This window comes from Lelliottia sp. CFBP8978, from assembly GCF_034046055.2.
Taxonomy (GTDB): domain Bacteria; phylum Pseudomonadota; class Gammaproteobacteria; order Enterobacterales; family Enterobacteriaceae; genus Enterobacter.
On sequence record NZ_CM188253.1, the window covers coordinates 3,904,897 to 3,929,225 of the forward strand.

General features: G+C 54.7%; 17 protein-coding genes. 10 read left to right on the forward strand and 7 right to left on the reverse strand.

All coding sequences use genetic code 11. The features are described from left to right. Positions 1-64 precede the first annotated feature (64 nt). From ptsN to npr, 3 genes are read left to right on the forward strand one after another with little or no spacing between them, the layout of a single operon-like run. A complete protein-coding gene (gene ptsN / locus SOM82_RS18325; RefSeq protein ID WP_320460911.1) occupies positions 65-556 on the forward strand; it encodes a PTS IIA-like nitrogen regulatory protein PtsN in 492 nt (163 codons plus the stop codon). Between the two features lie 45 nt (positions 557-601). Then, positions 602-1,456, forward strand: coding sequence for an RNase adapter RapZ (rapZ, locus tag SOM82_RS18330; RefSeq protein WP_320460912.1), 855 nt, complete (start codon positions 602-604; stop codon positions 1,454-1,456). After that, positions 1,453-1,725: a PTS phosphocarrier protein NPr gene (npr, locus tag SOM82_RS18335; RefSeq protein WP_154126436.1), complete on the forward strand. Its 273-nt coding sequence runs from the start codon at positions 1,453-1,455 to the stop codon at positions 1,723-1,725. The genes rapZ and npr overlap by 4 nt, the downstream gene beginning before the upstream one ends. An 8-nt stretch (positions 1,726-1,733) precedes the next feature. Here the strand turns inward: npr and mtgA are convergent, their stop codons facing one another. From mtgA to lptF, 5 genes are all read right to left on the reverse strand, one after another. Further along, positions 1,734-2,393 carry a monofunctional biosynthetic peptidoglycan transglycosylase gene (gene mtgA / locus SOM82_RS18340; RefSeq protein ID WP_501083570.1) on the reverse strand — a complete coding sequence of 220 codons (660 nt, stop codon included), beginning with the start codon at positions 2,391-2,393 and terminating at the stop codon, positions 1,734-1,736. A gap of 65 nt (positions 2,394-2,458) precedes the next feature. Next, positions 2,459-3,112 (reverse strand): isoprenoid biosynthesis glyoxalase ElbB, encoded by a 654-nt coding sequence (gene elbB / locus SOM82_RS18345; protein WP_320460914.1) that lies wholly within the window; start codon positions 3,110-3,112, stop codon positions 2,459-2,461. 230 nt (positions 3,113-3,342) lie between these two features. Further along, a complete protein-coding gene (gene arcB, locus SOM82_RS18350; protein ID WP_320460915.1) occupies positions 3,343-5,676 on the reverse strand; it encodes an aerobic respiration two-component sensor histidine kinase ArcB in 2,334 nt (777 codons plus the stop codon). A gap of 137 nt (positions 5,677-5,813) precedes the next feature. Next, entirely contained in the window at positions 5,814-6,896 is a 1,083-nt protein-coding gene (gene lptG / locus SOM82_RS18355) for an LPS export ABC transporter permease LptG (RefSeq protein ID WP_154126439.1), read from the reverse strand. Continuing rightward, positions 6,896-7,996, reverse strand: coding sequence for an LPS export ABC transporter permease LptF (gene lptF / locus SOM82_RS18360; RefSeq protein WP_320460916.1), 1,101 nt, complete (start codon positions 7,994-7,996; stop codon positions 6,896-6,898). Before lptF ends, lptG begins: the two co-directional genes overlap by 1 nt. A gap of 266 nt (positions 7,997-8,262) precedes the next feature. Here lptF and pepA point away from each other — a divergent pair, with 266 nt between their 5' ends. The 5 genes from pepA to ahr all read left to right on the forward strand — a co-directional run bounded on the left by pepA (position 8,263) and on the right by ahr (position 14,885). Beyond that, positions 8,263-9,774 (forward strand): leucyl aminopeptidase, encoded by a 1,512-nt coding sequence (gene pepA, locus SOM82_RS18365; RefSeq protein ID WP_154126440.1) that lies wholly within the window; start codon positions 8,263-8,265, stop codon positions 9,772-9,774. Between the two features lie 82 nt (positions 9,775-9,856). Beyond that, complete coding sequence (holC, locus tag SOM82_RS18370) at positions 9,857-10,300, forward strand: DNA polymerase III subunit chi (RefSeq protein ID WP_154126441.1); 444 nt, start codon at positions 9,857-9,859, stop codon at positions 10,298-10,300. Further along, on the forward strand, positions 10,300-13,155 hold the full coding sequence (locus SOM82_RS18375; RefSeq protein WP_320460917.1) for a valine--tRNA ligase: 2,856 nt from the start codon (positions 10,300-10,302) through the stop codon (positions 13,153-13,155). The genes holC and SOM82_RS18375 overlap by 1 nt, the downstream gene beginning before the upstream one ends. 123 nt (positions 13,156-13,278) lie before the next feature. Continuing rightward, entirely contained in the window at positions 13,279-13,782 is a 504-nt protein-coding gene (locus tag SOM82_RS18380; protein WP_320460918.1) for a GNAT family N-acetyltransferase, read from the forward strand. Between the two features lie 83 nt (positions 13,783-13,865). Continuing rightward, complete coding sequence (ahr, locus tag SOM82_RS18385; RefSeq protein ID WP_154126444.1) at positions 13,866-14,885, forward strand: NADPH-dependent aldehyde reductase Ahr; 1,020 nt, start codon at positions 13,866-13,868, stop codon at positions 14,883-14,885. 91 nt (positions 14,886-14,976) lie between these two features. Here ahr and SOM82_RS18390 read toward each other — a convergent pair whose 3' ends face one another. Next, a complete protein-coding gene (locus SOM82_RS18390; protein ID WP_320460919.1) occupies positions 14,977-16,620 on the reverse strand; it encodes a dihydroxyacetone kinase subunit DhaK in 1,644 nt (547 codons plus the stop codon). 137 nt (positions 16,621-16,757) lie between these two features. Between SOM82_RS18390 and SOM82_RS18395 the strand changes: the two genes are divergently transcribed. Then, entirely contained in the window at positions 16,758-18,260 is a 1,503-nt protein-coding gene (locus SOM82_RS18395) for a helicase HerA-like C-terminal domain-containing protein (RefSeq protein ID WP_320460920.1), read from the forward strand. Here the strand turns inward: SOM82_RS18395 and mnmL are convergent. Then, positions 18,240-19,181, reverse strand: coding sequence for a tRNA modification radical SAM protein MnmL/YtqA (gene mnmL / locus SOM82_RS18400; protein ID WP_320460945.1), 942 nt, complete (start codon positions 19,179-19,181; stop codon positions 18,240-18,242). The genes SOM82_RS18395 and mnmL overlap by 21 nt on opposite strands. 685 nt (positions 19,182-19,866) lie before the next feature. Here mnmL and gltB point away from each other — a divergent pair. Beyond that, positions 19,867-24,327, forward strand: a complete 4,461-nt coding sequence (gene gltB / locus SOM82_RS18405) for a glutamate synthase large subunit (RefSeq protein WP_320460921.1) — start codon at positions 19,867-19,869, stop codon at positions 24,325-24,327. Positions 24,328-24,329 lie beyond the last annotated feature (2 nt).

The window sequence follows — 24,329 nt, forward strand, 5'->3', positions numbered from 1 at the left end:
GGTGCAGGACGGCCTGTTGTGAAACACAACAGGCCATTTGTACGGTTAGCGCTTAGGTGAAATTATGATGAACAACGATTCGGCTCTTCAATTGAGTAATGTCCTTAACCAGGAATGTACCCGCAGTGGCGTTCACTGTCAGAGCAAAAAACGTGCTCTGGAAATCATCAGTGAACTGGCCGCAAAACAGTTAGGCCTGCCGCCCCAGGTGGTGTTTGAAGCGATTCTGACCCGCGAAAAAATGGGCAGTACCGGTATCGGCAACGGCATTGCCATTCCGCATGGCAAACTGGAAGAAGACACCTTACGTGCCGTTGGTGTTTTCGTGCAGCTCGAAACGCCTATCGCCTTTGATGCGATTGATAATCAGCCTGTGGATCTGCTGTTTGCTCTGCTGGTGCCCGCTGACCAGACGAAAACCCATTTGCATACGCTTTCGCTGGTCGCTAAACGTCTGGCGGATAAAACGATTTGCCGCCGCCTGCGCGCAGCCCAAAGTGATGAGGAGCTGTATCAAATTATCACCGAAGCGGAAGGCCATCACGATGATGCGTAACCAGGAGATAGCCTTCACATCTGTCGTCGTGAGGAGAAACGGAACATGGTGCTGATGATCGTCAGCGGTCGTTCGGGTTCGGGAAAATCCGTTGCTCTCCGGGCGCTCGAAGATATGGGATTTTACTGCGTAGATAACCTTCCGGTGGTACTGCTGCCCGACCTGGCGCGTACGCTGGCCGACAGGCAAATTTCTGCTGCGGTAAGTATCGACGTGCGCAACATGCCGGAATCCCCGGAGATCTTTGAACAGGCGATGAACAGTCTGCCTGAGACCTTTACGCCTCAGCTGCTGTTCCTTGATGCCGATCGCAATACCCTGATCCGCCGCTACAGCGATACCCGTCGTCTGCACCCTCTTTCCAGCAAGAATTTATCGCTGGAGAGCGCCATCGATGAAGAGAGCGATTTGCTGGAACCGCTGCGTTCCCGTGCGGATTTGATCGTCGATACCTCCGAAATGTCCGTTCATGAACTGGCAGAAATGCTGCGCACACGCCTGCTGGGTAAACGCGAGCGCGAGCTGACCATGGTGTTCGAATCCTTTGGTTTCAAACACGGTATTCCGATTGATGCGGATTATGTTTTCGACGTGCGCTTCCTGCCCAATCCGCACTGGGACCCGAAACTGCGTCCAATGACCGGTCTGGACAAGCCCGTCGCCGCATTCCTCGACAGACACACAGAAGTTCACAATTTTATTTACCAGACGCGAAGCTACCTTGAGCTATGGTTACCTATGCTGGAAACCAACAACCGCAGCTATCTGACCGTCGCGATTGGGTGTACCGGTGGTAAACATCGTTCGGTGTATATTGCCGAACAGCTGGCCGATTATTTCCGCTCACGCGGTAAAAACGTTCAGTCTCGTCATCGCACGCTGGAAAAACGTAAAACATGACCGTAAAACATACCGTTGAAATCACCAACAAGCTGGGCATGCACGCACGCCCGGCGATGAAACTGTTTGAACTGATGCAGGGATTTGATGCAGAAGTGCTGCTGCGAAACGACGAAGGCACCGAAGCCGAAGCCAATAGCGTCATCGCTTTGTTGATGCTGGATTCCGCCAAAGGCCGACAGATTGAAGTCGAAGCGACGGGTCCGCAAGAGGTCGAAGCGCTGGAAGCGGTCGTCGCGCTGTTTAATGCCGGCTTTGATGAGGACTAAGTCCTCATCTAATACAATTTATTTCTCGTCATAAATCCTTCCCCGCCAAGCTGGCGCATCTGGCGCATAATCCACGCCTGGCGGCTGCGGACATATCCAGACGGCGCATCCGCTTTAAACCGAATCGGGTTGGGTAATACGGCCGCCAGCAGTGCCGCTTCTGAAAGCGTCAAACGGCTGGCCGGTTTATGGAAATAGCGCTGAGCTGCCGCCTCAACACCAAACACGCCCTCACCAAACTCAGCAACATTCAGATAGACCGTCAGGATGCGTTTTTTACTCCAGACCGTCTCCATGCCTAACGTCAGGCCCGCTTCCAGCCCTTTTCTCACCCAGCTTCGTCCATCCCACAAAAAAAGATTTTTTGCCGTCTGCTGGGAAAGAGTTGACGCTCCGCGAACGCGATTCTCGTTGCGTTCATTGTGGGCCAGCGCTTTCTCAATCGCCGTGACGTCAAAACCCCAGTGGTCCGGGAATTTCTGATCTTCTGCGGCAATCACCGCCAGCCCCATCCACGGTGAAATCTCATCCATGCTCACCCAGTCAGAATGTGCCACGTAGCTGAAATTACCGGTCAACCATGCGCCGATCTGCCGCTCCACCATCACCGCAGAAAATGGTACGGGGAGAATGCTAAACACCGCAATGCCGCCTCCCCAGAAAACCATCAGCACCAGAATGATGCGAAGCAAAATGCGCTTCGCCCAGGCGACAGGCGTCGCGTTTTTCTTACTCACAGAGTCAGCACCAGCACGCGATCAACCAGCTTCTCGATTCCGGCCGCGGCTTCAGCGATGTTTTGCGCCAGCATATAGGCAGGAGTGGTGACAATTTTGTTGTCTTCATCCACGACGATATCATCCACAGGGCAAGGCACATGCTCGCCACCCATCTCTTCGATCACCTCTGCCGTATCAATATCCGTCCCGATGGTCAGGCGCAGCGGAAAATCAAAGATTTTAGGGAGCATGGCGGGCGCAATGCACATAAAGCCCAGCGGTTTTCCCGCGCTGTGCATACGCTGAACCAGATCTTTCAGCGTCGGGTCAACCCGACACTCGCTGCCAAGGCTGGCAAAGCTGCTCAGATTTTTCGCCGCCCCAAAACCGCCGGGAACAATCAGCGCATCCAGCTCATCGGCATTCGCCTGTGCCAGCGGGGTCACCGCGCCACGCGTAATGCGAGCCGATTCAATAAGCACATTGCGGGTTTCAGCCATCGGCTCGCCGGTGAGATGATTGATGACATCCACCTGATTTTTATCCGGTGCGAAACAGACGACTTCTGCGCCCTGTTTCGCCAGCGCCAGCAGCGTCAGAACGGACTCATGAATCTCCGTACCGTCATAGACGCCACATCCGCTGAGTACAATACCAACCTTTTTCATTAACCGTTCCTTCTTTCCAACTCTCTGAAGCACATTAATAATTCTGATTAAAACGCTATGCTTCACACATTTCACTGATTCATGTAACAAATCGTTTAAGATTTGCTATCTTAACTGCTTACGGCCTTAATTTTTAGGCTGCGTCCATGCGAGAACAACACAAATAATCAGGCGCGGCCACGATTTCCCTGGTGTTGGCGCAGTATTCGCGCACCCCGGTTAAGCCGGGGTCATTTTTTTGTGCTGTCCACCCACGCCTTAAGCACGTCCACATCGTTCTGCCACTCTTGTTTCATCTCCTCAACCCATTCACCCACGTTGTCCCACCACGCCGGTAAATCCGAAGACTGGATCTGCTGACCGAGCTGTTGTAAGTGACGCAAACCAATCGAGCCTGCAGCACCTTTAATTTTGTGGCCTTCTTCGACTATGCCTTTCTGATCGCGAGCGGTCAGATTCGATTCCAGCACACTTACATAACCTGGCATCATTTTTTCAAATACGGCCAGACCATCAGTAATCAGTTTCGGCCCCACCAGCTCGATATACTGCTCAAGCATGGCAATATCCAGAATAGCTTGTGCCTTCGCGCTATCAACAGATGTCATGGTGCATTCCTCTTCATCACTGGTATCCCAGAACTTTTTAATCATGGCGGTCAGAGCGGGAACCGCCAGCGGTTTGCTAAGCACATCGTCCATACCGGCATCGAGGTACTCTTTTTTATCCTTCAATACGTTCGCGGTGAGAGCCACCAGCGGCGGCATCTCATCGCGGGTATAACGGCGGGTGAGTTCACGAGAGATATCCAGCCCGGTCATATCCGGCAGCTGAATATCCAGCAGAACGAGGTCATATTCTCCAGGGGTAAACATCTCCAGCGCGGCCGTCCCCGTCATGGCGACATCGACGCTGTTACCCAGTTTTTCCAGAACCGAACGGGCAACAATGACGTTCAACTCAATATCTTCTACCAGCAGCACATGCAGCGCAGGCAGCGGCAGTTCGTCGTTCTCAAACGTATCTTCGACTTCTTCCGCCACTGCCGGAGCATGCACTGTCAGCGTAAACGTTGAGCCTTTACCTTGTTGGCTGGCCACGGTGATATCACCGCCCATACTCTTCGCCAGACGGCGCGATACCGCCAGACCAATCCCGGTCCCAGTGGCCGGTTTGCCGCCGTTACTGTCTTTCACCTGGTAATACATGGCGAAGATCTTATCCTGCTCTTCCTGCGGGATGCCGATGCCAGAATCTTCCACCTCAAAGTGCAACATATCGCCTTCATCAAAGCGAATACGCACAACCACTGCGCCATGCTGGGTAAACTTGACGGCATTACTGATCAGATTCCAGAGGATCTGGCGCAGACGCGTACCGTCCGTTACCACTTTATGCGGCAGAGGAAGTGTCGGCTCCAGCACAAATCGTAGCCCTTTTTGCTGCGCCTGCAGGCCGGACAGATTCTCCAGATCGGCGAGGAAGCCGGTGAAATCCACGGGCTGATTATCCAGCTGAACTTTACGCCGCTCCATCTTATCCATATCAATAATATCGTTGAAGATATTGCCGAGCGTCACGGCGGAAACATGGATAGTTTTGAGGTATTTTTCTTGCTCGGAAGTGAGTTCGGTGTCCAGCAGAATGCGGCTCAGGCCCACGATGCCGTTCAGCGGCGTACGCAGTTCGTGGCTGATGGTGGAGATGAATGTCGTCTTATCCCGGCTGGCGCGCTCCAGCGCGTCCTGATAGCGCTTACGCTCGGTAATATCACGCCCAAAGCCCATCAGGCCGTGGCGTTTCCCAACGCGATCGTAATAAGGCACTTTACGGATTTCGAAGCAGGCTTTGCGTCCGTCCGGATAGTCCAGCCACTGTTCGTAAGTGAGTGAGACATTATGGCGGAACACTTTTTCATCGGTTTCAATCACCTTGGCCGCCGCTTCTTCCGAGTAGACATCCTGCGGTTTGAGGTGAATCAGCTGTTTTTCGCTTTTCCCGGTCAGCAGCTCCATCGCGCGGTTACAGCCCGAAAATTCTTTATCTTCGTTACGGTAGAAAACCAAATCAGGCGAGGCATCGAGAAAAGATCGCAGGAAAGAGGATTGCTGCTCTAGCTGGATCTGGGTGACTTCACGCTCTTTCATCTCGATTTTCAGCTGCTCAAGCGTGGTCTGGCGTTCGGCCTCCGCTTTTTCACGATCCGAGATCTCCTGATTCAGCTGCGCGATGTTGTCCTTCAGCTGTATGTTAAGTTTCAGGTCGCGCTCGCGCATCTCCTCCAGTTTCTGCACCAGACGGGAGAGCCGCTGGCGCGACTCTTCCAGTTGTTCCACCACGACAGAGAGAAAATAGACAGCCCACGGGGTAATCAACAGGCCGAAAAAGATCGAGCGGATAACGTCGATACTTTCAACCTGCCCATGGAGAACCATAGTGACGGCCATTTGCACGACAATCGCCAGCACCACCAGCGCCAGGGCCAACAGCAGTGAGAAACGAACCAGGCCGAGCTTCATCATCAGATCGACGTAATACTGCGCAAGCATTCGAATTTGCTTCATAGGGGATCCCTTCACGACTTCATCGCTCAATAATACTCAAATTCCGGGCAAGGCGTTGAAGGTTGTGTGAAAAAGTGCGGTGTGAAACAGGAGATTAGCCTCACTCCCGGCAGCGCGGGAGTGAGGAACAGGGACGATCAGGAGCGTCTGAGAAGCAACCAGAGGCTTATCAGGAAGAACGAAGCGCTTGGCAACAGGGCGCCAATGAGCGGCGGGATCCCATACACCAACGTGAGCGGGCCAAAAATCTGGTCAAGCACGTAGAAGACAAAACCAAAGCTGATACCCGTGACCACGCGCACGCCCATCGGCACGCTGCGCAGCGGACCAAAGATAAACGACAGCGCCATCAGCATCATGACCGCCACAGACATCGGCTGGAATATTTTGCTCCACATGTTGAGCTGATAACGACCGGCATCCTGGCCACTCGATTTCAGATACTTAACATAGTTGTGCAAACCGCTGATCGACAACGCATCGGGATCCAGCGCAACCACGCCTAATTTGTCCGGCGTCAGATTGGTCTTCCAGGTACCCGAAACGGTCTGAGAGCCGGTAATTTGCTTCGGATCTTTCAGGTTCGATTCGTCAACCTGCGACAGGCGCCAGAGTTTATTAGCCGGGTCAAACTTCGCAGAGGCAGCATAGCGAACGGACTGCAAACGACGATCATCATTAAAGCTATAGATACTGACGCCGCCCAGCTCATCATCGCCCTTCACACGTTCGATATAGACGAAGTTGTTACCATCTTTCGCCCACAAACCTTGCTGGGTAGACATCAGCGATCCGCCGTACATGGCCTGCGCACGATAATTACGCGCCATCTGCTCTCCCTGCGGTGCGACCCACTCGCCAATGGCCATGGTCAGAATCACCAGCGGGATCGCCGTTTTCATCACTGACAGTGCAACCTGCATGCGGGTGAAGCCCGAGGCCTGCATGACCACCAACTCACTGCGCTGGGCCAGCATGCCCAGACCCAGCAATGCACCGAGCAGCGCGGCCATCGGGAAGAAAATCTGCACATCTTTTGGCACGCTGAGAATGGTATACATCCCCGCCCCCAACGCGTCATAGCTCCCCTGCCCGGCTTTTTTCAGCTGGTCGACGAATTTAATAATGCCGGAGAGCGACACCAGCATGAACAACGTCATCATGATGGTGGTAAAAATGGTTTTACCGATATAGCGGTCTAGAACGCGAAACGCCTGCATTACACCGCTCCTTTACGCGTAAAACGGGCACGCACACGACGCATCGGCACGGTATCCCACAGGTTTAACATCAGAGCCAGCAACAGGTACAGGCCGTTGACTACCCATGTCCAAATCATCGGATCGATTTTGCCTTTTCCACCGTTAGACTTGATAGACGTTTGCAGCAGGAAGAAGACCAGATAGAGCAGCATTGCAGGCAGCATCGACAGCACACGCCCCTGACGTGGGTTAACCACGCTCAGCGGAACGACCATCAACGCCATCATAAATACGGTAAACACCAGAGTCAGGCGCCAGTGTAATTCCGCCCGGGCACGATTGGTGTCCGTTTTGATCAGCGTACGCATGTCCATCTGTTCGGTATCATTGGCATCAAGTGCAACATTCTGATGCCCGACAATCGCCTGATAGTTCTGGAAATCCGTGATACGGAAATCGCGCAGCATCGCCGTGCCTTCAAAACGAGTGCCTTTGTTGAGCGTCACAATCTGCGAGCCATCTTTACGCTGTGAAAGCTGGCCGGAGTCAGCCACCACAACAGACGGACGCGCATTGCCTTTGGTGCGGATCTGCGCCAGGAAAACATCGTTGAAACTGCTGCCGTCTACGCTCTCAATAAAGAGCACCGAGCTGCCGTCAGTTGCCTGCTGGAACTGACCTTGCGCAAGCGCCGCCATGCCGGGGTTCGCTTTGGCTTCGGCCAACACTTCATCCTGATGTCTGGATGACCACGGCCCCGCCCACATGACGTTCACCGCCGCGACGATACCCGTCAATAACGCCAGCACCATCGCAGCTTTAACCAACACGGCTTTACTTAAGCCGCAGGCATGCATTACCGTGATTTCACTTTCGGTATAGAGTTTCCCGAGCGTCATCAGCAGGCCGAGGAAAAGGCTCAGCGGCAGAATAAGCTGCGCCATTTCTGGCACGCCTAATCCGAGCAGAGAAAGCACCAGATTTGTTGGGATTTCGCCGTCAACAGCCGCACCGAGGATCCTCACTAACTTCTGACAGAAAAAGATCAGAAGCAGAATGAAAAGGATCGCCAGTTGGCTCTTAAGCGTTTCCCGCACCAGATATCTTATGATTATCACTTTAAATACGCCCGTAAAAACCCGTCTCTTTGCTGGAAAATTGCTTGTTTCATGGCTTAAACGTCATTTATTCTCTTGAGTCGTCGAAATCATCGCTAAGATTAAAAAACCCGGCGGCGTCGCGCTTCAGGAAATTTTTTGACGTGTCGAAACCGTAGTAACGTAAGATTAACACGAAGTCACCACAACAGCGGACATGAGTTACGAAAGGTTTCAATTCTATCCGTAGCAGCCGTCGTTGTCTTTAAGATTCAGGAGCGTAGTGCATGGAGTTCAGTGTAAAAAGCGGTAGCCCGGAGAAACAGCGGAGTGCCTGCATCGTTGTGGGCGTCTTTGAACCACGCCGACTCTCCCCAATCGCCGAACAACTCGATAAAATCAGTGACGGCTATATCAGCGCCCTGTTACGCCGTGGCGAACTGGAAGGCAAACCTGGGCAGACGCTGTTACTGCACCATGTTCCAAACGTGCTGTCCGAACGTATTCTGCTGATTGGTTGCGGTAAAGAGCGTGAGCTTGATGAGCGCCAGTACAAGCAGGTCATTCAGAAAACTATCAATACTCTGAATGATACAGGCTCAATGGAAGCGGTTTGTTTCCTGACCGAGCTCCACGTTAAAGGCCGCAATACCTACTGGAAAGTGCGCCAGGCCGTTGAGACAGCAAAAGAGAGCCTCTACAGCTTTGATCAGCTGAAGACCAACAAAAGCGAACCGCGTCGTCCGCTGCGTAAAATGGTCTTTAACGTCCCGACCCGCCGCGAACTGACCATCGGTGAGCGCGCCATTCAGCACGGTCTGGCGATTGCCGCCGGTATCAAAGCGGCAAAAGATCTTGGCAACATGCCGCCGAACATCTGTAACGCCGGTTACCTGGCCTCTCAGGCGCGTCAACTCGCTGATTCCTACAGCAAAAATGTCGTTACCCGCGTCATCGGCGAACAGCAGATGAAAGAGCTGGGAATGCACTCATACCTCGCAGTCGGCAACGGTTCCCAGAACGAATCACTGATGTCGGTCATTGAGTACAAAGGAAATCCGTCTGAAGATGCGCGCCCAATCGTACTGGTCGGCAAAGGGTTAACCTTTGACTCCGGCGGTATCTCCATCAAGCCTGCCGAAGGCATGGACGAGATGAAATACGACATGTGCGGCGCAGCGGCGGTCTACGGCGTCATGCGCATGGTGGCCGAGCTGCAATTGCCGATAAACGTCATCGGCGTCCTGGCGGGCTGTGAAAACATGCCGGGCGGTCGCGCTTATCGTCCGGGGGATGTATTGACCACCATGTCCGGTCAGACTGTCGAAGTGTTGAATACCGATGCGGAAGGCCGTCTGGTGCTGTGTGACGTCCTGACTTACGTGGAGCGTTTCGAGCCTGAAGCCGTTATCGACGTCGCTACCTTAACGGGTGCGTGCGTGATCGCCCTGGGTCATCACATCACTGGCCTGATGTCGAACCATAACCCGTTGGCCCATGAGCTGATCGGCGCATCAGAACAGGCCGGCGACCGCGCTTGGCGTCTGCCGTTGGGCGATGAGTATCAGGAACAGCTGGAGTCTAACTTCGCGGATATGGCTAATATCGGCGGCCGCCCTGGTGGCGCGATTACCGCAGGTTGTTTCCTGGCGCGCTTTACGCGTAAGTATAACTGGGCGCACCTCGATATCGCGGGTACCGCATGGCGCTCCGGTAAAGCCAAAGGCGCAACCGGTCGTCCCGTCGCTTTGCTGTCACAGTTCCTGCTCAACCGCGCCGGCTTTAACGGCGAAGAGTAATCACTGAATTCCCTCTCCCACGGGGGAGGGAATCTGTCCCCCGATCGCGGGGGATGAAATCCACCACAAGAAGCCCCATATCATGAAAAACGCGACGTTCTATCTTCTGGACAACGACACTCAACAGGATGGCTTAAGTGCCGTCGAACAACTGGTGTGTGAAATTGCCGCAGAACGTTGGCGCAACGGAAAACGCGTGCTGATTGCCTGTGAAGACGAACAGCAAGCCATTCGCCTCGATGAAGCACTGTGGGCAAGACCGCCAGAAAGTTTTGTTCCGCACAATTTGTCGGGAGAAGGGCCGCGCGGCGGCGCGCCAGTGGAAATTGCCTGGCCGCAAAAGCGCAACAGCAGCGCTCGCGATATTCTGATCAGCCTGCGCACAGGCTTTGCAGATTTTGCCACCGCTTTCACAGAAGTGGTAGACTTTGTCCCTCATGAAGATTCTCTGAAACAACTGGCGCGCGAACGCTATAAAGCGTACCGCCTGGCTGGTTTTAACCTGAATACGGCAACCTGGAAATAATGGAAAAGACATACAACCCACGAGATATCGAACAGCCGCTTTACGAGCACTGGGAAGAGCAGGGCTATTTCAAGCCTAATGGCGATGAAAGCAAAGAGTCCTTCTGCATCATGATCCCGCCGCCGAACGTCACCGGCAGTTTGCATATGGGTCATGCTTTCCAGCAAACCATCATGGATACCATGATCCGTTACCAGCGCATGCAGGGCAAAAACACCCTGTGGCAGGCTGGGACTGACCATGCGGGTATTGCGACCCAAATGGTGGTTGAGCGTAAGATTGCCGCTGAAGAAGGTAAAACCCGCCACGACTACGGTCGCGACGCCTTCATCGACAAAATTTGGCAGTGGAAAGCAGAATCTGGCGGCACGATTACCCGTCAGATGCGCCGTCTCGGCAACTCCGTGGACTGGGAGCGCGAGCGCTTCACCATGGACGAAGGCCTTTCCAACGCCGTGAAAGAAGTGTTCGTTCGTCTGTACAAAGAAGATCTGATTTACCGTGGCAAACGCCTGGTGAACTGGGATCCCAAACTGCGTACGGCAATCTCCGATCTGGAAGTGGAAAACCGCGAGTCTAAAGGCTCCATGTGGCATATCCGCTATCCGCTGGCTGATGGCGCAAAAACGGCAGACGGTAAAGATTATCTGGTGGTGGCGACCACGCGTCCGGAAACCCTGCTGGGCGATACCGGCGTTGCCGTAAACCCGGAAGATCCACGCTATAAAGATCTGATCGGTAAATTCGTGGTTCTGCCGCTGGTGAACCGCCGTATTCCAATCCTTGGCGACGAACACGCCGACATGGAAAAAGGCACCGGCTGTGTGAAAATCACCCCGGCGCACGATTTCAACGACTATGAAGTGGGTCGTCGTCACGCTTTGCCGATGATTAATATTCTGACCTTTGACGGCGATATCCGTGAAAGCGCGGAAGTGTACGACACCAAAGGCGAAGAGTCCGACGTCTACTCCAGCGAGATCCCGGCTGAATTCCAGAAACTGGAACGTTTTGCTGCGCGTAAAGCGGTTGTGGCAGCCATCGACGCCCTTGGCCTGCTGGAAGAGATCAAACCTCACGACCTGACCGTCCCTTACGGCGATCGCGGCGGCGTGGTCATCGAACCGATGCTGACCGACCAGTGGTACGTGCGTGCCGACGTGCTGGCAAAACCGGCCGTTGAAGCCGTCGAAAACGGCGACATTCAGTTTGTGCCAAAACAGTACGAAAACATGTACTTCTCCTGGATGCGTGATATCCAGGACTGGTGTATCTCTCGTCAGCTGTGGTGGGGTCACCGTATTCCGGCGTGGTATGACAACGACGGCAACGTCTTTGTTGGCCGTACCGAAGAGGAAGTGCGCCAGGAGAACAATCTGGGGGCTGACGTAGCACTGCGTCAGGACGACGACGTTCTGGACACCTGGTTCTCTTCTGCGCTGTGGACGTTCTCTACGCTCGGCTGGCCGGAAAACACTGACGCACTGCGCCAGTTCCACCCAACCAGCGTGATGGTATCCGGCTTCGACATCATCTTCTTCTGGATTGCCCGCATGATCATGATGACCATGCACTTCATCAAAGATGAAAACGGCAAGCCGCAGGTTCCGTTTAAAACCGTCTATATGACCGGTCTGATTCGTGACGATGAAGGCCAGAAAATGTCCAAATCCAAGGGTAACGTTATCGACCCGCTGGATATGGTGGATGGTATTTCCCTGGCAGACCTGCTGGAGAAACGTACCGGCAACATGATGCAGCCGCAGCTGGCTGAAAAAATCCGTAAACGTACCGAGAAACAGTTCCCGGACGGCATTGAGCCACACGGCACAGACGCTCTGCGTTTCACCCTGGCGGCACTGGCCTCGACTGGCCGTGACATCAACTGGGATATGAAACGTCTGGAAGGTTACCGCAACTTCTGTAACAAGCTGTGGAACGCCAGCCGCTTTGTGCTGATGAACACCGAAGACCAGGATTGCGGCTTTAACGGCGGTGAGATGACGCTGTCGCTGGCGGACCGCTGGATTCTGGCGGAATTCAACCAGACCATCAAAGCGTACCGTGAAGCGCTGGACACCTATCGCTTCGACATCGCGGCAGGCATTCTGTATGAGTTCACCTGGAACCAGTTCTGCGACTGGTATCTGGAGCTGACCAAGCCGGTGATGAACGGTAGCAATGAAGCGGAACTGCGCGGTACGCGCAACACGCTGATCACGGTTCTGGAAGGTCTGCTGCGCCTGGCGCACCCGATCATTCCATTCATCACCGAAACTATCTGGCAGCGTGTGAAAGTGATCAAAGGTATCACCGCCGATACCATCATGCTTCAGCCGTTCCCGGAATTCGATGCGGCGCAGGTCGATGAAGCGGCTGCTTCTGATACCGAATGGCTGAAACAGGCGATCGTGGCTGCACGTAATATTCGTGCAGAAATGAACCTCTCACCAGGCAAACCGCTGGAACTGCTGCTGCGCGGTTGCAGTGAAGCGGCTGTTCGTCGTGTTAACGAGAACCGCAGCTTCCTGCAAACCATGGCGCGTCTGGAAAGCATCACGGTGCTGCCAGCCGATGATAAAGGTCCGGTATCCGTGACCAAAATCATCGACGGCGCCGAGCTGCTGATCCCGATGGCGGGTCTGATCGACAAAGAATCTGAGCTGGCGCGTCTGGCGAAAGAAGTGGCTAAAGTCGAGCTGGAGATTGGAAAAATCGAAAGCAAGCTGGCGAACGAAGGCTTTGTGGCTCGCGCACCGGAAGCGGTTATCGCTAAAGAGCGTGAAAGACTGGTTGCTTTCGCTGATGCTAAAGCGAAACTGATCGAACAGCAGGCTGTTATCGCCGCGCTGTAATGCCTCTGCCCCTTGCCTGTTCGCAGGCAAGGGGTATCCTCCCTGAAATATCCTCGCTTGCACTCCCTTTTCTGCGGTGCTATTAACACCAGTTGTGTGTCAATTTTTGTCATGAGTAATGCTATGAGCGTGATTACCCCCGTCGCTGCGGTCATGCGCCGGATCACAGAGCAAGACAACCCAGCCATCGCCACCGTGATCCGTGAAGTCTCTGCGGAGTATGGTCTGACGGCCGATAAAGGCTACACCGTTGCCGATCCCAATCTGGACGAACTGTTTCAGCTCTACAGCCAACCGGGCCATGCCTACTGGGTGATTGAGCAAAACGGCAAAGTCGTGGGCGGAGGCGGCGTGGCGCCTCTGAGCTGCAGCGAACCCGATATCTGTGAACTGCAAAAAATGTACTTTCTGTCGACGGTGCGTGGACAAGGTCTGGCAAAAAAGCTCGCGCTTCTCGCTCTCGATCATGCACGCTCGCAGGGCTTTAAGCGCTGTTACCTCGAAACAACCGCCTTTCTGAAAGAAGCGATTGGATTATATGAACATCTGGGTTTCGAGCACATTGATGCGCCGCTGGGCTGTACCGGGCACATTGATTGCGAAGTCAGAATGTTGAAAAGTCTGTAAATCCGCTTCCTGCCCTCTTCTGTTAAGCGACTGTAAACTGAATGCTCTACACTCTCAGTTCACACCAAAACGGGGGAAAAACGATGTCGAAGATTAAAAGCTATGCCGCGCCGCAGGCAGGTGCAGAACTTGAACTGCATGAATACGATGCGGGCGAGCTGAAAGCAGGAGACGTCGAAGTACAGGTCGATTATTGCGGGATCTGCCACTCAGACCTGTCGATGATCGATAACGAATGGGGCATATCCAGCTACCCGCTGGTTGCCGGACACGAAGTGATTGGACGTGTTGCAGCGCTGGGAACCGCCGCCCAGGATAAAGGGCTGAAAGTTGGCCAGCGCGTTGGCATCGGCTGGACCGCCCGCAGCTGCGGCCATTGCGACGCCTGTATCAGCGGCAATCAGATCAACTGCCTGGAAGGCGCTGTTCCCACCATCCTTAACAAAGGCGGTTTCGCCGACAAACTCCGCGCCGACTGGCAGTGGGTCATTCCGTTACCGGAAAGCATTGATATCGAATCGGCAGGCCCGCTGCTCTGCGGCGGTATTACCGTCTTTAAACCGTTGCTGATGCATCATGTCACCGCCACCAGCCGCGTGGGTGTGATCGGTATCGGCGGTCTGGGTCATATCGCCATCAAGCTGCTGCATGCTATGGGCTGCGAGGTGACGGCATTCAGTTCTAATCCGGCTAAAGAGAAAGAAGTGCTGGCGATGGGTGCCGACAAAGTGGTGAACAGCCGCGATCCGGAAGCACTGAAAGCGCTGGCCGGTCAGTTTGATTTGATCATTAACACCGTTAACGTCGATCTCGACTGGCAGCCGTACTTTGAAGCACTGGCCTATGGCGGTAATTTCCACACCGTCGGTGCGGTGCTCAAGCCGCTGCCGGTTCCGGCCTTCACCTTGATTGGCGGCGATCGTAGTGTTTCCGGTTCAGCCACCGGCACGCCGTTTGAACTGCGCAAACTGATGAAGTTTGCCGGTCGCACCAAAGTGGCTCCAACCACCGAGCTGTATCCGATGTCAAAAATCAACGAAGCCATCCAGCACGTTCGCGATGGCAAAGCGCGCTACCGCGTAGTGTTGAAAGCCGACTTCTGATATCTGTTTCCTGGATAAGTGTGGCCTGACGCCTCACTTAAACCCTCTCCTGATGGGAGAGGGTGAAAACACGATAAAACGGTAACATCTGTTACCGTTTTGCTTTTGCCATTGCCGCAAAGACCTCTGCAACAGCCACCGCTCCGGGGTCAGTTACGCCGTCCAGATTCTCTTTATTCACGTACGACGAGCGCCCTGCTCCCGCTTTTTGCATGCTGGCGGTCGCTTCCGCGCCTTTTTTCGCCGCCTGCGCGGCTGCCTGAATATCCCCTTTCTGCAAGGATTCCAGCGCGGGCTGTAGCGCATCAATCAGCGTCCGATCGCCGAGATCCGCTCCGCCGTACTGCTTCATTTGTGCAAGCCCTCTCAGTAAAGCATCTGCCAGCGGCTTGCCCTCATGAAGATGCTGCCCGGCCGCGGTAAAGAAGATCGACATCAGCACTCCGCTCGATCCTCCCATCACCGTCGCCAGCCGCTCGCCTGTCAGTAAAAGCAATCTGGAGACGTCGTTCAACGGGAGCTGCTTTTCCTCCAGGCGCTGCGCAATTTCGCGCGCACCTTGCGCAAAGGTCGAACCGGTATCTCCGTCCCCCACTTTCGCATCAAGGGCGTTGAGGCGATTCTCCAGATCGATTAGCGTCTGGGTGGCAGCGGCCACCAGCCCCGCGACTTGCTCATTTTCCGATGGAGCAAACTCCACGCTATCCTGAATAGCGCTATGCGCCAGCGTGCGCAAAGGCGCAAACACCACCGGCTTCTGCCAGCCAATGGTTTCGACCGGCTCGTTAATCGCCCGCTCAAACGTTTCGTTCAACCTGAGCAAAGACAATGAAAAACCTTTCATGTCCAGCGAACTCACCAGCGGCGCGGGACCAATGAGATACGCAATGCTCTCTTTCAGCGCAGAATGCGCCAGCTCTTTGGTCAGCAGAGCCATCTCCAGCGCCGACACGCCGCCAAGGTTGTTAATCAGCACCGCGAACCGCCCGTCGCCCGCCTGCGCTTTTAATGGTGTGACGAGCGTGTCGATAATGGCTTTGCTGTTTTGCGTCTCCACCACCGAAGCCCCCGGCTCCCCGTGGATACCTAACCCCAGCTCGACATGCCCTTTTTTAATGCGCCCTTCGTCGTCGCTGCCTGGCAAATTACAGGTTTGCATCGCCACGCCGAGACTCCACAGGTTCTCGCAGGCCTGTTGCGCAATATCCCGCACTTCACTCAACGACTTGCCTTTTTCAGCGGCGTACCCGGCGATTTTGTGAACCAATGCCGTCCCTGCAATGCCGCGCGGCTGTTTGTTATCCGGCAGCGCAATATCATCGGCAACAATAACCATCTCCACCTTCAATCCGTAGCGTTTGGCTTTTTCCGCCGCCAGCCCGAAGTTTAAACGGTCGCCGGTATAATTTTTGACGATCAGCAAACAGCCGCGGTCACCCGTTACCGCAACTATGGCATTGAGCACCGCATCAACGCTCGGAGACGCAAACAGATCGCCGCAAACAGCAGCGGTCAACATCCCTTTACCAACAAACCCTGCGTGAGCCGGTTCATGCCCGGAACCCCCGCCCGAGATCACCGCTACACGGCTTTTATCCCAGTCGCTACGGGCAACCACGCGGATGGCCGGATCGATATCGAGTTTGACGAGATTACCGTGCGGCGCGGAGATCAGTATGCCTTCAATGGCGTCGTTGACCAGCTGTTTGCGGTCATTAAAGAAGAATCTGGACATAGCTTTCCAAAATTTTGTTCATCGTATGCAAAAGCATAGTCCGCGCTGGGTAATGCGCCGCAAACTCAGGATTTTGCTCACTCATTTTATCGTCAGGTTGCCTATACTCCACGCAGGACAAAGAGAGGAAGCGCATCATGAGTACACCACTGCTGATTGCCCGGACGCCGGATACAGAGCTGTTCTTACTGCCTGGAATGGCAAATCGCCACGGGCTGATTACCGGTGCCACGGGAACGGGGAAAACCGTCACACTGCAAAAGCTGGCTGAGTCTTTTTCAGCGGCTGGCGTACCGGTTTTTATGGCCGATGTGAAAGGCGATTTAACCGGGATCGCGCAGGCAGGCACGGCGTCAGAGAAACTCCTTGAGCGACTCAAAAATATCGGTGTGACCGACTGGCAGCCGCAGGCAAACCCGGTGGTGGTGTGGGATATTTTTGGTGAGAAAGGTCATCCGGTGCGCGCCACCGTCTCCGATCTTGGTCCCTTGCTGCTGGCGCGGCTTCTCAATCTTAACGATGTACAGTCGGGCGTACTCAATATCATTTTCCGGGTGGCTGACGATCAGGGCCTGCTGTTGCTCGATTTCAAAGATCTGCGCGCCATTACCCAGTACATCGGTGATAACGCTAAATCTTTCCAGAATCAGTACGGTAATATCGGCAGCGCGTCAGTAGGAGCGATACAGCGGGGATTACTCAACCTTGAGCAGCAGGGCGCGGAACACTTCTTCGGTGAGCCAATGCTGGATATCAAAGACTGGATGCGCACCGACAGTAGCGGTAAAGGCATTATCAATATTCTGAGCGCCGAAAAGCTCTATCAGATGCCTAAACTCTATGCGGCCAGCCTGCTGTGGATGCTGTCTGAACTGTATGAACAACTCCCCGAAGCCGGCGATCTGGACAAGCCCAAACTGGTCTTCTTTTTTGACGAAGCGCATCTGCTGTTTAGCGATGCGCCCCAAGTCTTGCTCGATAAGATTGAACAGGTGATCCGCCTGATCCGCTCTAAAGGCGTTGGCGTTTATTTTGTGTCGCAGAATCCCTCGGACATTCCGGATAATGTCCTGGGGCAGCTCGGTAACCGCGTGCAGCATGCCCTGCGTGCTTTTACGCCTAAAGATCAAAAGGCCGTGAAAGCGGCGGCCCAAACGATGCGCGCCAATCCGGCCTTTGATACTGAGCAGGCTATCCAGGCGCTCGGAACGGGCGAAGCGCTCATCTCCTTTCTCGATAGCAAAGGTAGTCCGTCCGTTGTCGAGCGCACGATGGTCATTGCCCCCTGCTCGCGTATGGGGCCAGTCACAGAAGACGAACGCAACGGGTTAATTAATCATTCTCCCGTTTATGGTAAATACGAAGAGGACATGGACAGAGAGTCTGCATTCGAAATGCTCCAGAAAGGCGTCCAGGAGACGACCGATCGGCAGGAAGCACCGGCCACTAAAGCGGGAGGCGTTGCCGTTGATGACGGTATTCTCGGTGGGCTGAAGGATATTCTGTTCGGTAGTACCGGGCCACGAGGCGGTAAACGCGATGGCGTAGTGCAGACGATGGCGAAAAGTGCCGCGCGGCAGGTTACAAATCAAATTGTGCGCGGCATGCTGGGAAGTTTATTAGGAGGGCGACGCCGATAACGGAGAAATCCACGGTGTGCCTAATGCCGATCCCTGTACGCCGTGCGCATTTAAATAGCGGTCCAGCTCAACCATTCCCGTCCAGCGATTCTCACACCATAGCGGGGCGAGCAATGTTGGACGGCGGGCGCTGGCAGAAATGCGATGATAGATAATCTCTGGCGGCGTGTGGCGAATCATCTCGCCCGCCGTCACGGTGTACTCTTCAAGATCAATCCCACTGAGCCGGCCCGCTTCCCAGGCTTTTGCCATTATGCTGCCCTTCACTATGTGCAGCGGATGTAGCTTGATGCCATCGACGCCCGTCTCAACAACTTTTTCGAGTGTTTCCAGACCATGCTGCTGCCCTTCGCCGGGTAGCCCGACAATCAGATGTGAGCACACTTTCAGCCCACGCTCGCGCGCAAGCCGGGTGGTACGCTGATAACAGGCAAAGTCGTGACCGCGGTTGATACGATGCAGTGTTTTGTCATGTGCCGTCTGCAGCCCCAGTTCGAGCCAGATTTCATAACCCTGGTCTTTATACTCACTCAGCAGATCCAGCACCGCTTCCGGTACACAGTCCGGGCGAGTCCCCACGCACAGACCGACAATGCTGGCCTGACTCACGGCCTGCTGATACATGGAGCGCAATACCTGCACTTCTGCCCAGGTGCTGGTGTAGGCCTGGAAATAGGCGAGATATTGCTTCGCGCGATTGACCAGACTCGCCTGATGGGCCAGCTGCTCCACAATTGAGTGGTGTTGCTGCGCTTCATCAGCAAAAGAGGCCACATTACAGAAAGTACAACCGCCACGCCCGATAGTGCCGTCACGGTTAGGGCAGCTAAAACCGCCGTGCAGCGTCAGCTTATGAACCTTTTGTCCGTATCGACGTGAAAGATCCCCACCAAACATATTGACTAATTTCTGTAACTGCATAATCTGATAGACCGCCCCGATGAAAGGGGACAAGCCTGCCATTTTTAGCCTCATTCGGCGATGACCTGGATCAATCGCCCTGGACGGCTATTATCATTTTGAATAAAAACTCACTATAACTGCAATTTCATTCACAGAGCCGGCGATTACTTTTCCTTATGTTCTGATGGTTTTTTTCATTTAACCCGCCATCGCTGTAAAACAGTGAGATTATGTGGGTTAGAGCATCATGCCAGAGTAATATTCTGCATTAATTCGTCTATTCAGCACGGAACATTGATAATACCGCTTTCATACAGTGAGTCAGATCACACTCTCCTGCCGCTTCCCCCAGGGTTTTGTCGAGATAAAACCTGTCATTTTTTCTTTTTAATCATTGCTTTAACCAGCCTTTAGCACATTTTTGTATAAATAAGATTGCCATTTGACCTGTGTATCAATTCCCGATAAGTTGGAAATCCGCTGGAAGCTTTCTGGATAAGCAGCCTGCTTATCATATTTATGCAGTAATTGAGATTCCCTCTGAAGCAAGTCCTCAAACTTGTTTGACCTGTGCGAAAAAGGAAATGAAGAGGGCGAATGCGAGGTACGCGTATGACACGCAAACCCCGTCGCCGCGCTCTTTCTGTGCCTGTGCGCCACGGTTCAGTGGGGAGTCCCGAAGAGCCTGGGGAGGTTCACTGATATGTTGTACGATAAATCCCTTGAGAAGGATAACTGTGGTTTCGGCCTGATCGCCCACATAGAAGGCGAACCTAGCCACAAGGTAGTGCGTACCGCTATACACGCACTGGCCCGTATGCAGCACCGTGGTGCCATCCTCGCTGATGGTAAAACCGGCGACGGTTGTGGTCTGCTACTGCAAAAACCGGATCGTTTCTTCCGGATCGTTGCGCAAGAGCGCGGCTGGCGTTTAGCCAAAAACTACGCTGTCGGCATGCTGTTCCTGAATCAGGATCCAGAAAAAGCCGCCGCTTCCCGCCGCATCGTTGAAGAAGAACTTCAACGCGAAACCCTGTCGATTGTCGGCTGGCGCAATGTGCCAACTAACGAAGGGGTGCTCGGTGAAATCGCCCTCTCCTCGCTGCCACGTATCGAACAGATTTTTGTCAATGCGCCTGCGGGCTGGCGTCCGCGCGATATGGAGCGCCGCCTTTTCATTGCCCGTCGCCGCATCGAAAAACGTTTGCTGGACGATAAAGAGTTCTACGTCTGTAGCCTCTCGAATCTGGTGAACATCTATAAAGGTCTGTGTATGCCGGCGGATCTGCCGCGCTTCTACCTGGACCTTGCGGACCTGCGTCTGGAATCGGCCATCTGCCTGTTCCACCAGCGCTTCTCCACCAATACCGTACCACGCTGGCCGCTGGCTCAGCCCTTCCGCTACCTGGCGCATAACGGTGAGATCAACACCATCACCGGTAACCGCCAGTGGGCGCGTGCGCGTACCTATAAATTCCAAACTCCACTGATCCCGGATCTGCATGACGCCGCGCCATTCGTTAACGAAACCGGCTCTGACTCCAGCTCGATGGATAACATGCTGGAACTGCTGCTGGCAGGCGGGATGGATATCGTACGTGCGATGCGTCTGCTTGTTCCGCCAGCCTGGCAGAACAACCCGGATATGGACCCGGACCTGCGCGCGTTCTTCGACTTTAACTCCATGCACATGGAGCCGTGGGATGGCCCGGCGGGCATCGTTATGTCCGACGGACGCTACGCCGCCTGTAACCTCGACCGTAACGGTCTGCGCCCGGCGCGCTACGTCATCACCAAAGATAAGTTGATCACCTGCGCTTCTGAAGTAGGCATCTGGGATTACCAGCCTGACGAAGTGGTTGAGAAAGGTCGCGTCGGCCCTGGCGAACTGATGGTTATCGACACCCGCAGCGGGCGCATTTTGCACTCGGCGGAAACCGATGACGATCTGAAAAGCCGCCATCCGTACAAAGAGTGGATGGAGACAAACGTCCGCCGTCTGGTGCCGTTCGAAGATCTGTCGAACGAAGAAGTCGGCAGCCGCGAGTTGGACGACGATACCCTCGCCAGCTACCAGAAACAGTTTAACTACAGCGCCGAAGAGCTGGATTCCGTGATCCGCGTGCTCGGCGAAAACGGCCAGGAAGCGGTCGGCTCAATGGGTGATGACACCCCGTTTGCCGTGCTCTCCAGCCAGCCACGCATCATTTACGACTACTTCCGCCAGCAGTTTGCGCAGGTCACCAACCCGCCAATCGATCCGCTGCGTGAAGCGCATGTGATGTCGCTGGCGACCAGTATCGGTCGCGAGATGAACGTCTTCTGCGAAGCCGAAGGCCAGGCGCACCGCCTGAGCTTTAAGTCGCCGATTCTGCTGTACTCCGATTTTAAACAGCTCACCACCATGACTGAGGAGCACTACCGCGCCGACACGCTCGATATTACCTTCGACGTGACCGAAGCGACCCTCGAAGAGACGGTGAAAGGCCTGTGCGATAAAGCCGAGCAGATGGTGCGAAACGGTACCGTTCTGCTGGTGCTGTCTGACCGTAATATCGCGAAGAATCGCCTGCCGGTTCCGGCACCGATGGCGGTGGGCGCTATCCAGACCCGTCTGGTGGATAAGAGCCTGCGCTGTGACGCCAACATCATTGTTGAAACGGCAAGCGCCCGCGACCCGCACCACTTCGCTGTGCTGCTGGGCTTTGGCGCGACGGCTATCTACCCGTATCTGGCCTACGAAACGCTGGCGAAGCTGGTCGATGGCCACGCTATCGAAAAAGATTACCGTACCGTGATGCTGAACTACCGTAACGGCATCAATAAAGGTCTGTACAAAATCATGTCCAAAATGGGCATCTCAACCATCGCTTCGTATCGCTGCTCGAAGCTCTTCGAAGCGGTTGGTCTGCATGATGATGTCGCAGATCTCTGCTTCCAGGGCGTGATCAGCCGTATCGGCGGCGCAGGATTCTCTGACTTCCAGCAGGATCTGCTGAACCTGTCGAAACGCGCATGGCTGGCACGTAAACCGTTAGATCAGGGCGGCTTGCTGAAATACGTTCACGGCGGTGAATACCACGCCTACAACCCTGACGTGGTGCGTACCCTGCAGCAGGCGGTTCAGAGCGGCGAATACAGCGATTATCAGCAGTATTCCAGACTGGTTAACGAGCGTCCGGCGGCGACATTGCGTGACCTGCTGGCCGTGACCCCGAATGGCGAAACGGTCAACATTAACGACGTTGAACCGGCAAGTGAGCTGTACAAACGCTTTGATACCGCAGCGATGTCGATCGGAGCACTCAGCCCGGAAGCACACGAAGCGCTGGCCGAAGCGATGAACAGCATCGGCGGCAACTCGAACTCCGGTGAAGGCGGTGAAGATCCTGCGCGTTATGGCACCAATAAAGTGTCGCGCATTAAGCAGGTGGCTTCTGGTCGCTTTGGCGTGACGCCAGCGTACCTGGTCAACGCCGACGTGATTCAGATTAAAGTCGCTCAAGGTGCGAAGCCGGGCGAAGGCGGTCAGTTGCCGGGCGACAAAGTCACCCCGTACATCGCCAAACTGCGCTATTCCGTACCGGGCGTAACGCTGATTTCCCCACCGCCACACCACGATATCTACTCTATCGAGGATTTGGCGCAGCTGATTTTCGATCTTAAACAGGTCAACCCGAAAGCGATGATCTCCGTGAAGCTGGTTTCCGAACCGGGCGTGGGCACTATCGCCACCGGTGTGGCGAAAGCCTACGCGGACCTCATTACCATTGCGGGCTACGACGGCGGGACTGGCGCAAGCCCACTCTCTTCCGTGAAATACGCGGGCTGTCCGTGGGAGCTGGGCCTGGTGGAAACACAACAGGCGCTGGTGGCTAATGGCCTGCGTCACAAGATCCGTCTGCAGGTGGATGGCGGCCTCAAAACCGGTCTCGACATCATCAAAGCGGCAATTCTGGGTGCAGAGAGCTTTGGCTTTGGCACCGGACCGATGGTGGCGCTGGGCTGTAAATATCTGCGTATTTGCCACCTGAATAACTGCGCAACCGGTGTGGCAACCCAGGACGAGAAACTGCGTAAGAACCACTACCACGGCCTGCCGTTCAAAGTGACTAATTACTTTGAATTTATCGCCCGCGAAACCCGCGAGCTGATGGCAGAGCTGGGCGTTAAACGCCTGGTGGATCTGATTGGCCGTACCGATCTGCTCAAAGAGCTGGAAGGTTTCACCGCCAAACAGCAGAAGCTGGAGCTTTCACGGCTTCTGGAAACCGCCGAGCCACATGCGGGCAAAGCCGTTTACTGCACCGAGAAAAACCCACCGTTTGATAACGGCGTGCTGAATGCGCAGCTCCTGCAGCAGGCAAAATCATACGTCGATGAGAAACAGAGCAAGACGTTCTGGTTCGATATTCGCAACACTGACCGTTCTGTGGGGGCGACACTTTCTGGCTATATCGCGCAAACGCATGGCGATCAGGGTCTGGCTGCCGATCCTATTACCGCGCACTTCAGCGGAACGGCGGGACAGAGTTTCGGCGTCTGGAACGCTGGCGGCGTTGAGCTGTATCTGACCGGCGATGCCAACGACTATGTGGGCAAAGGCATGGCGGGCGGTTTGCTGGCGGTACGTCCTCCGGTAGGTTCCGCGTTCCGCAGCCACGAAGCGAGCATTATCGGTAACACCTGTCTCTATGGTGCCACCGGGGGTCGTCTGTTCGCCGCAGGGCGTGCGGGTGAGCGCTTTGCGGTGCGTAACTCCGGTGCTATTACCGTTGTCGAAGGTATCGGTGATAACGGTTGTGAATACATGACGGGCGGGATTGTCTGCGTGATGGGCAAAACCGGCGTTAACTTCGGCGCAGGTATGACCGGCGGCTTCGCCTATGTCCTGGACGAAGACGGTGAGTTCCGCAAACGCGTGAACCCGGAGCTGGTAGAAGTGCTGGACGTAGAAACGCTCGCCATTCACGAAGAGCATCTGCGCGGTCTGATTACCGAACACGTGCAGCATACCGGCTCTTCGCGCGGTGAAGAGATCCTGGCGAACTGGCCAGCGTTCTCGGCGAAATTCGCGCTGGTTAAACCGAAGTCCAGCGATGTTAAGGCACTGTTGGGTCACCGTAGTCGTAGCGCAGCAGAGCTGCGTGTGCAGGCGCAGTAAGG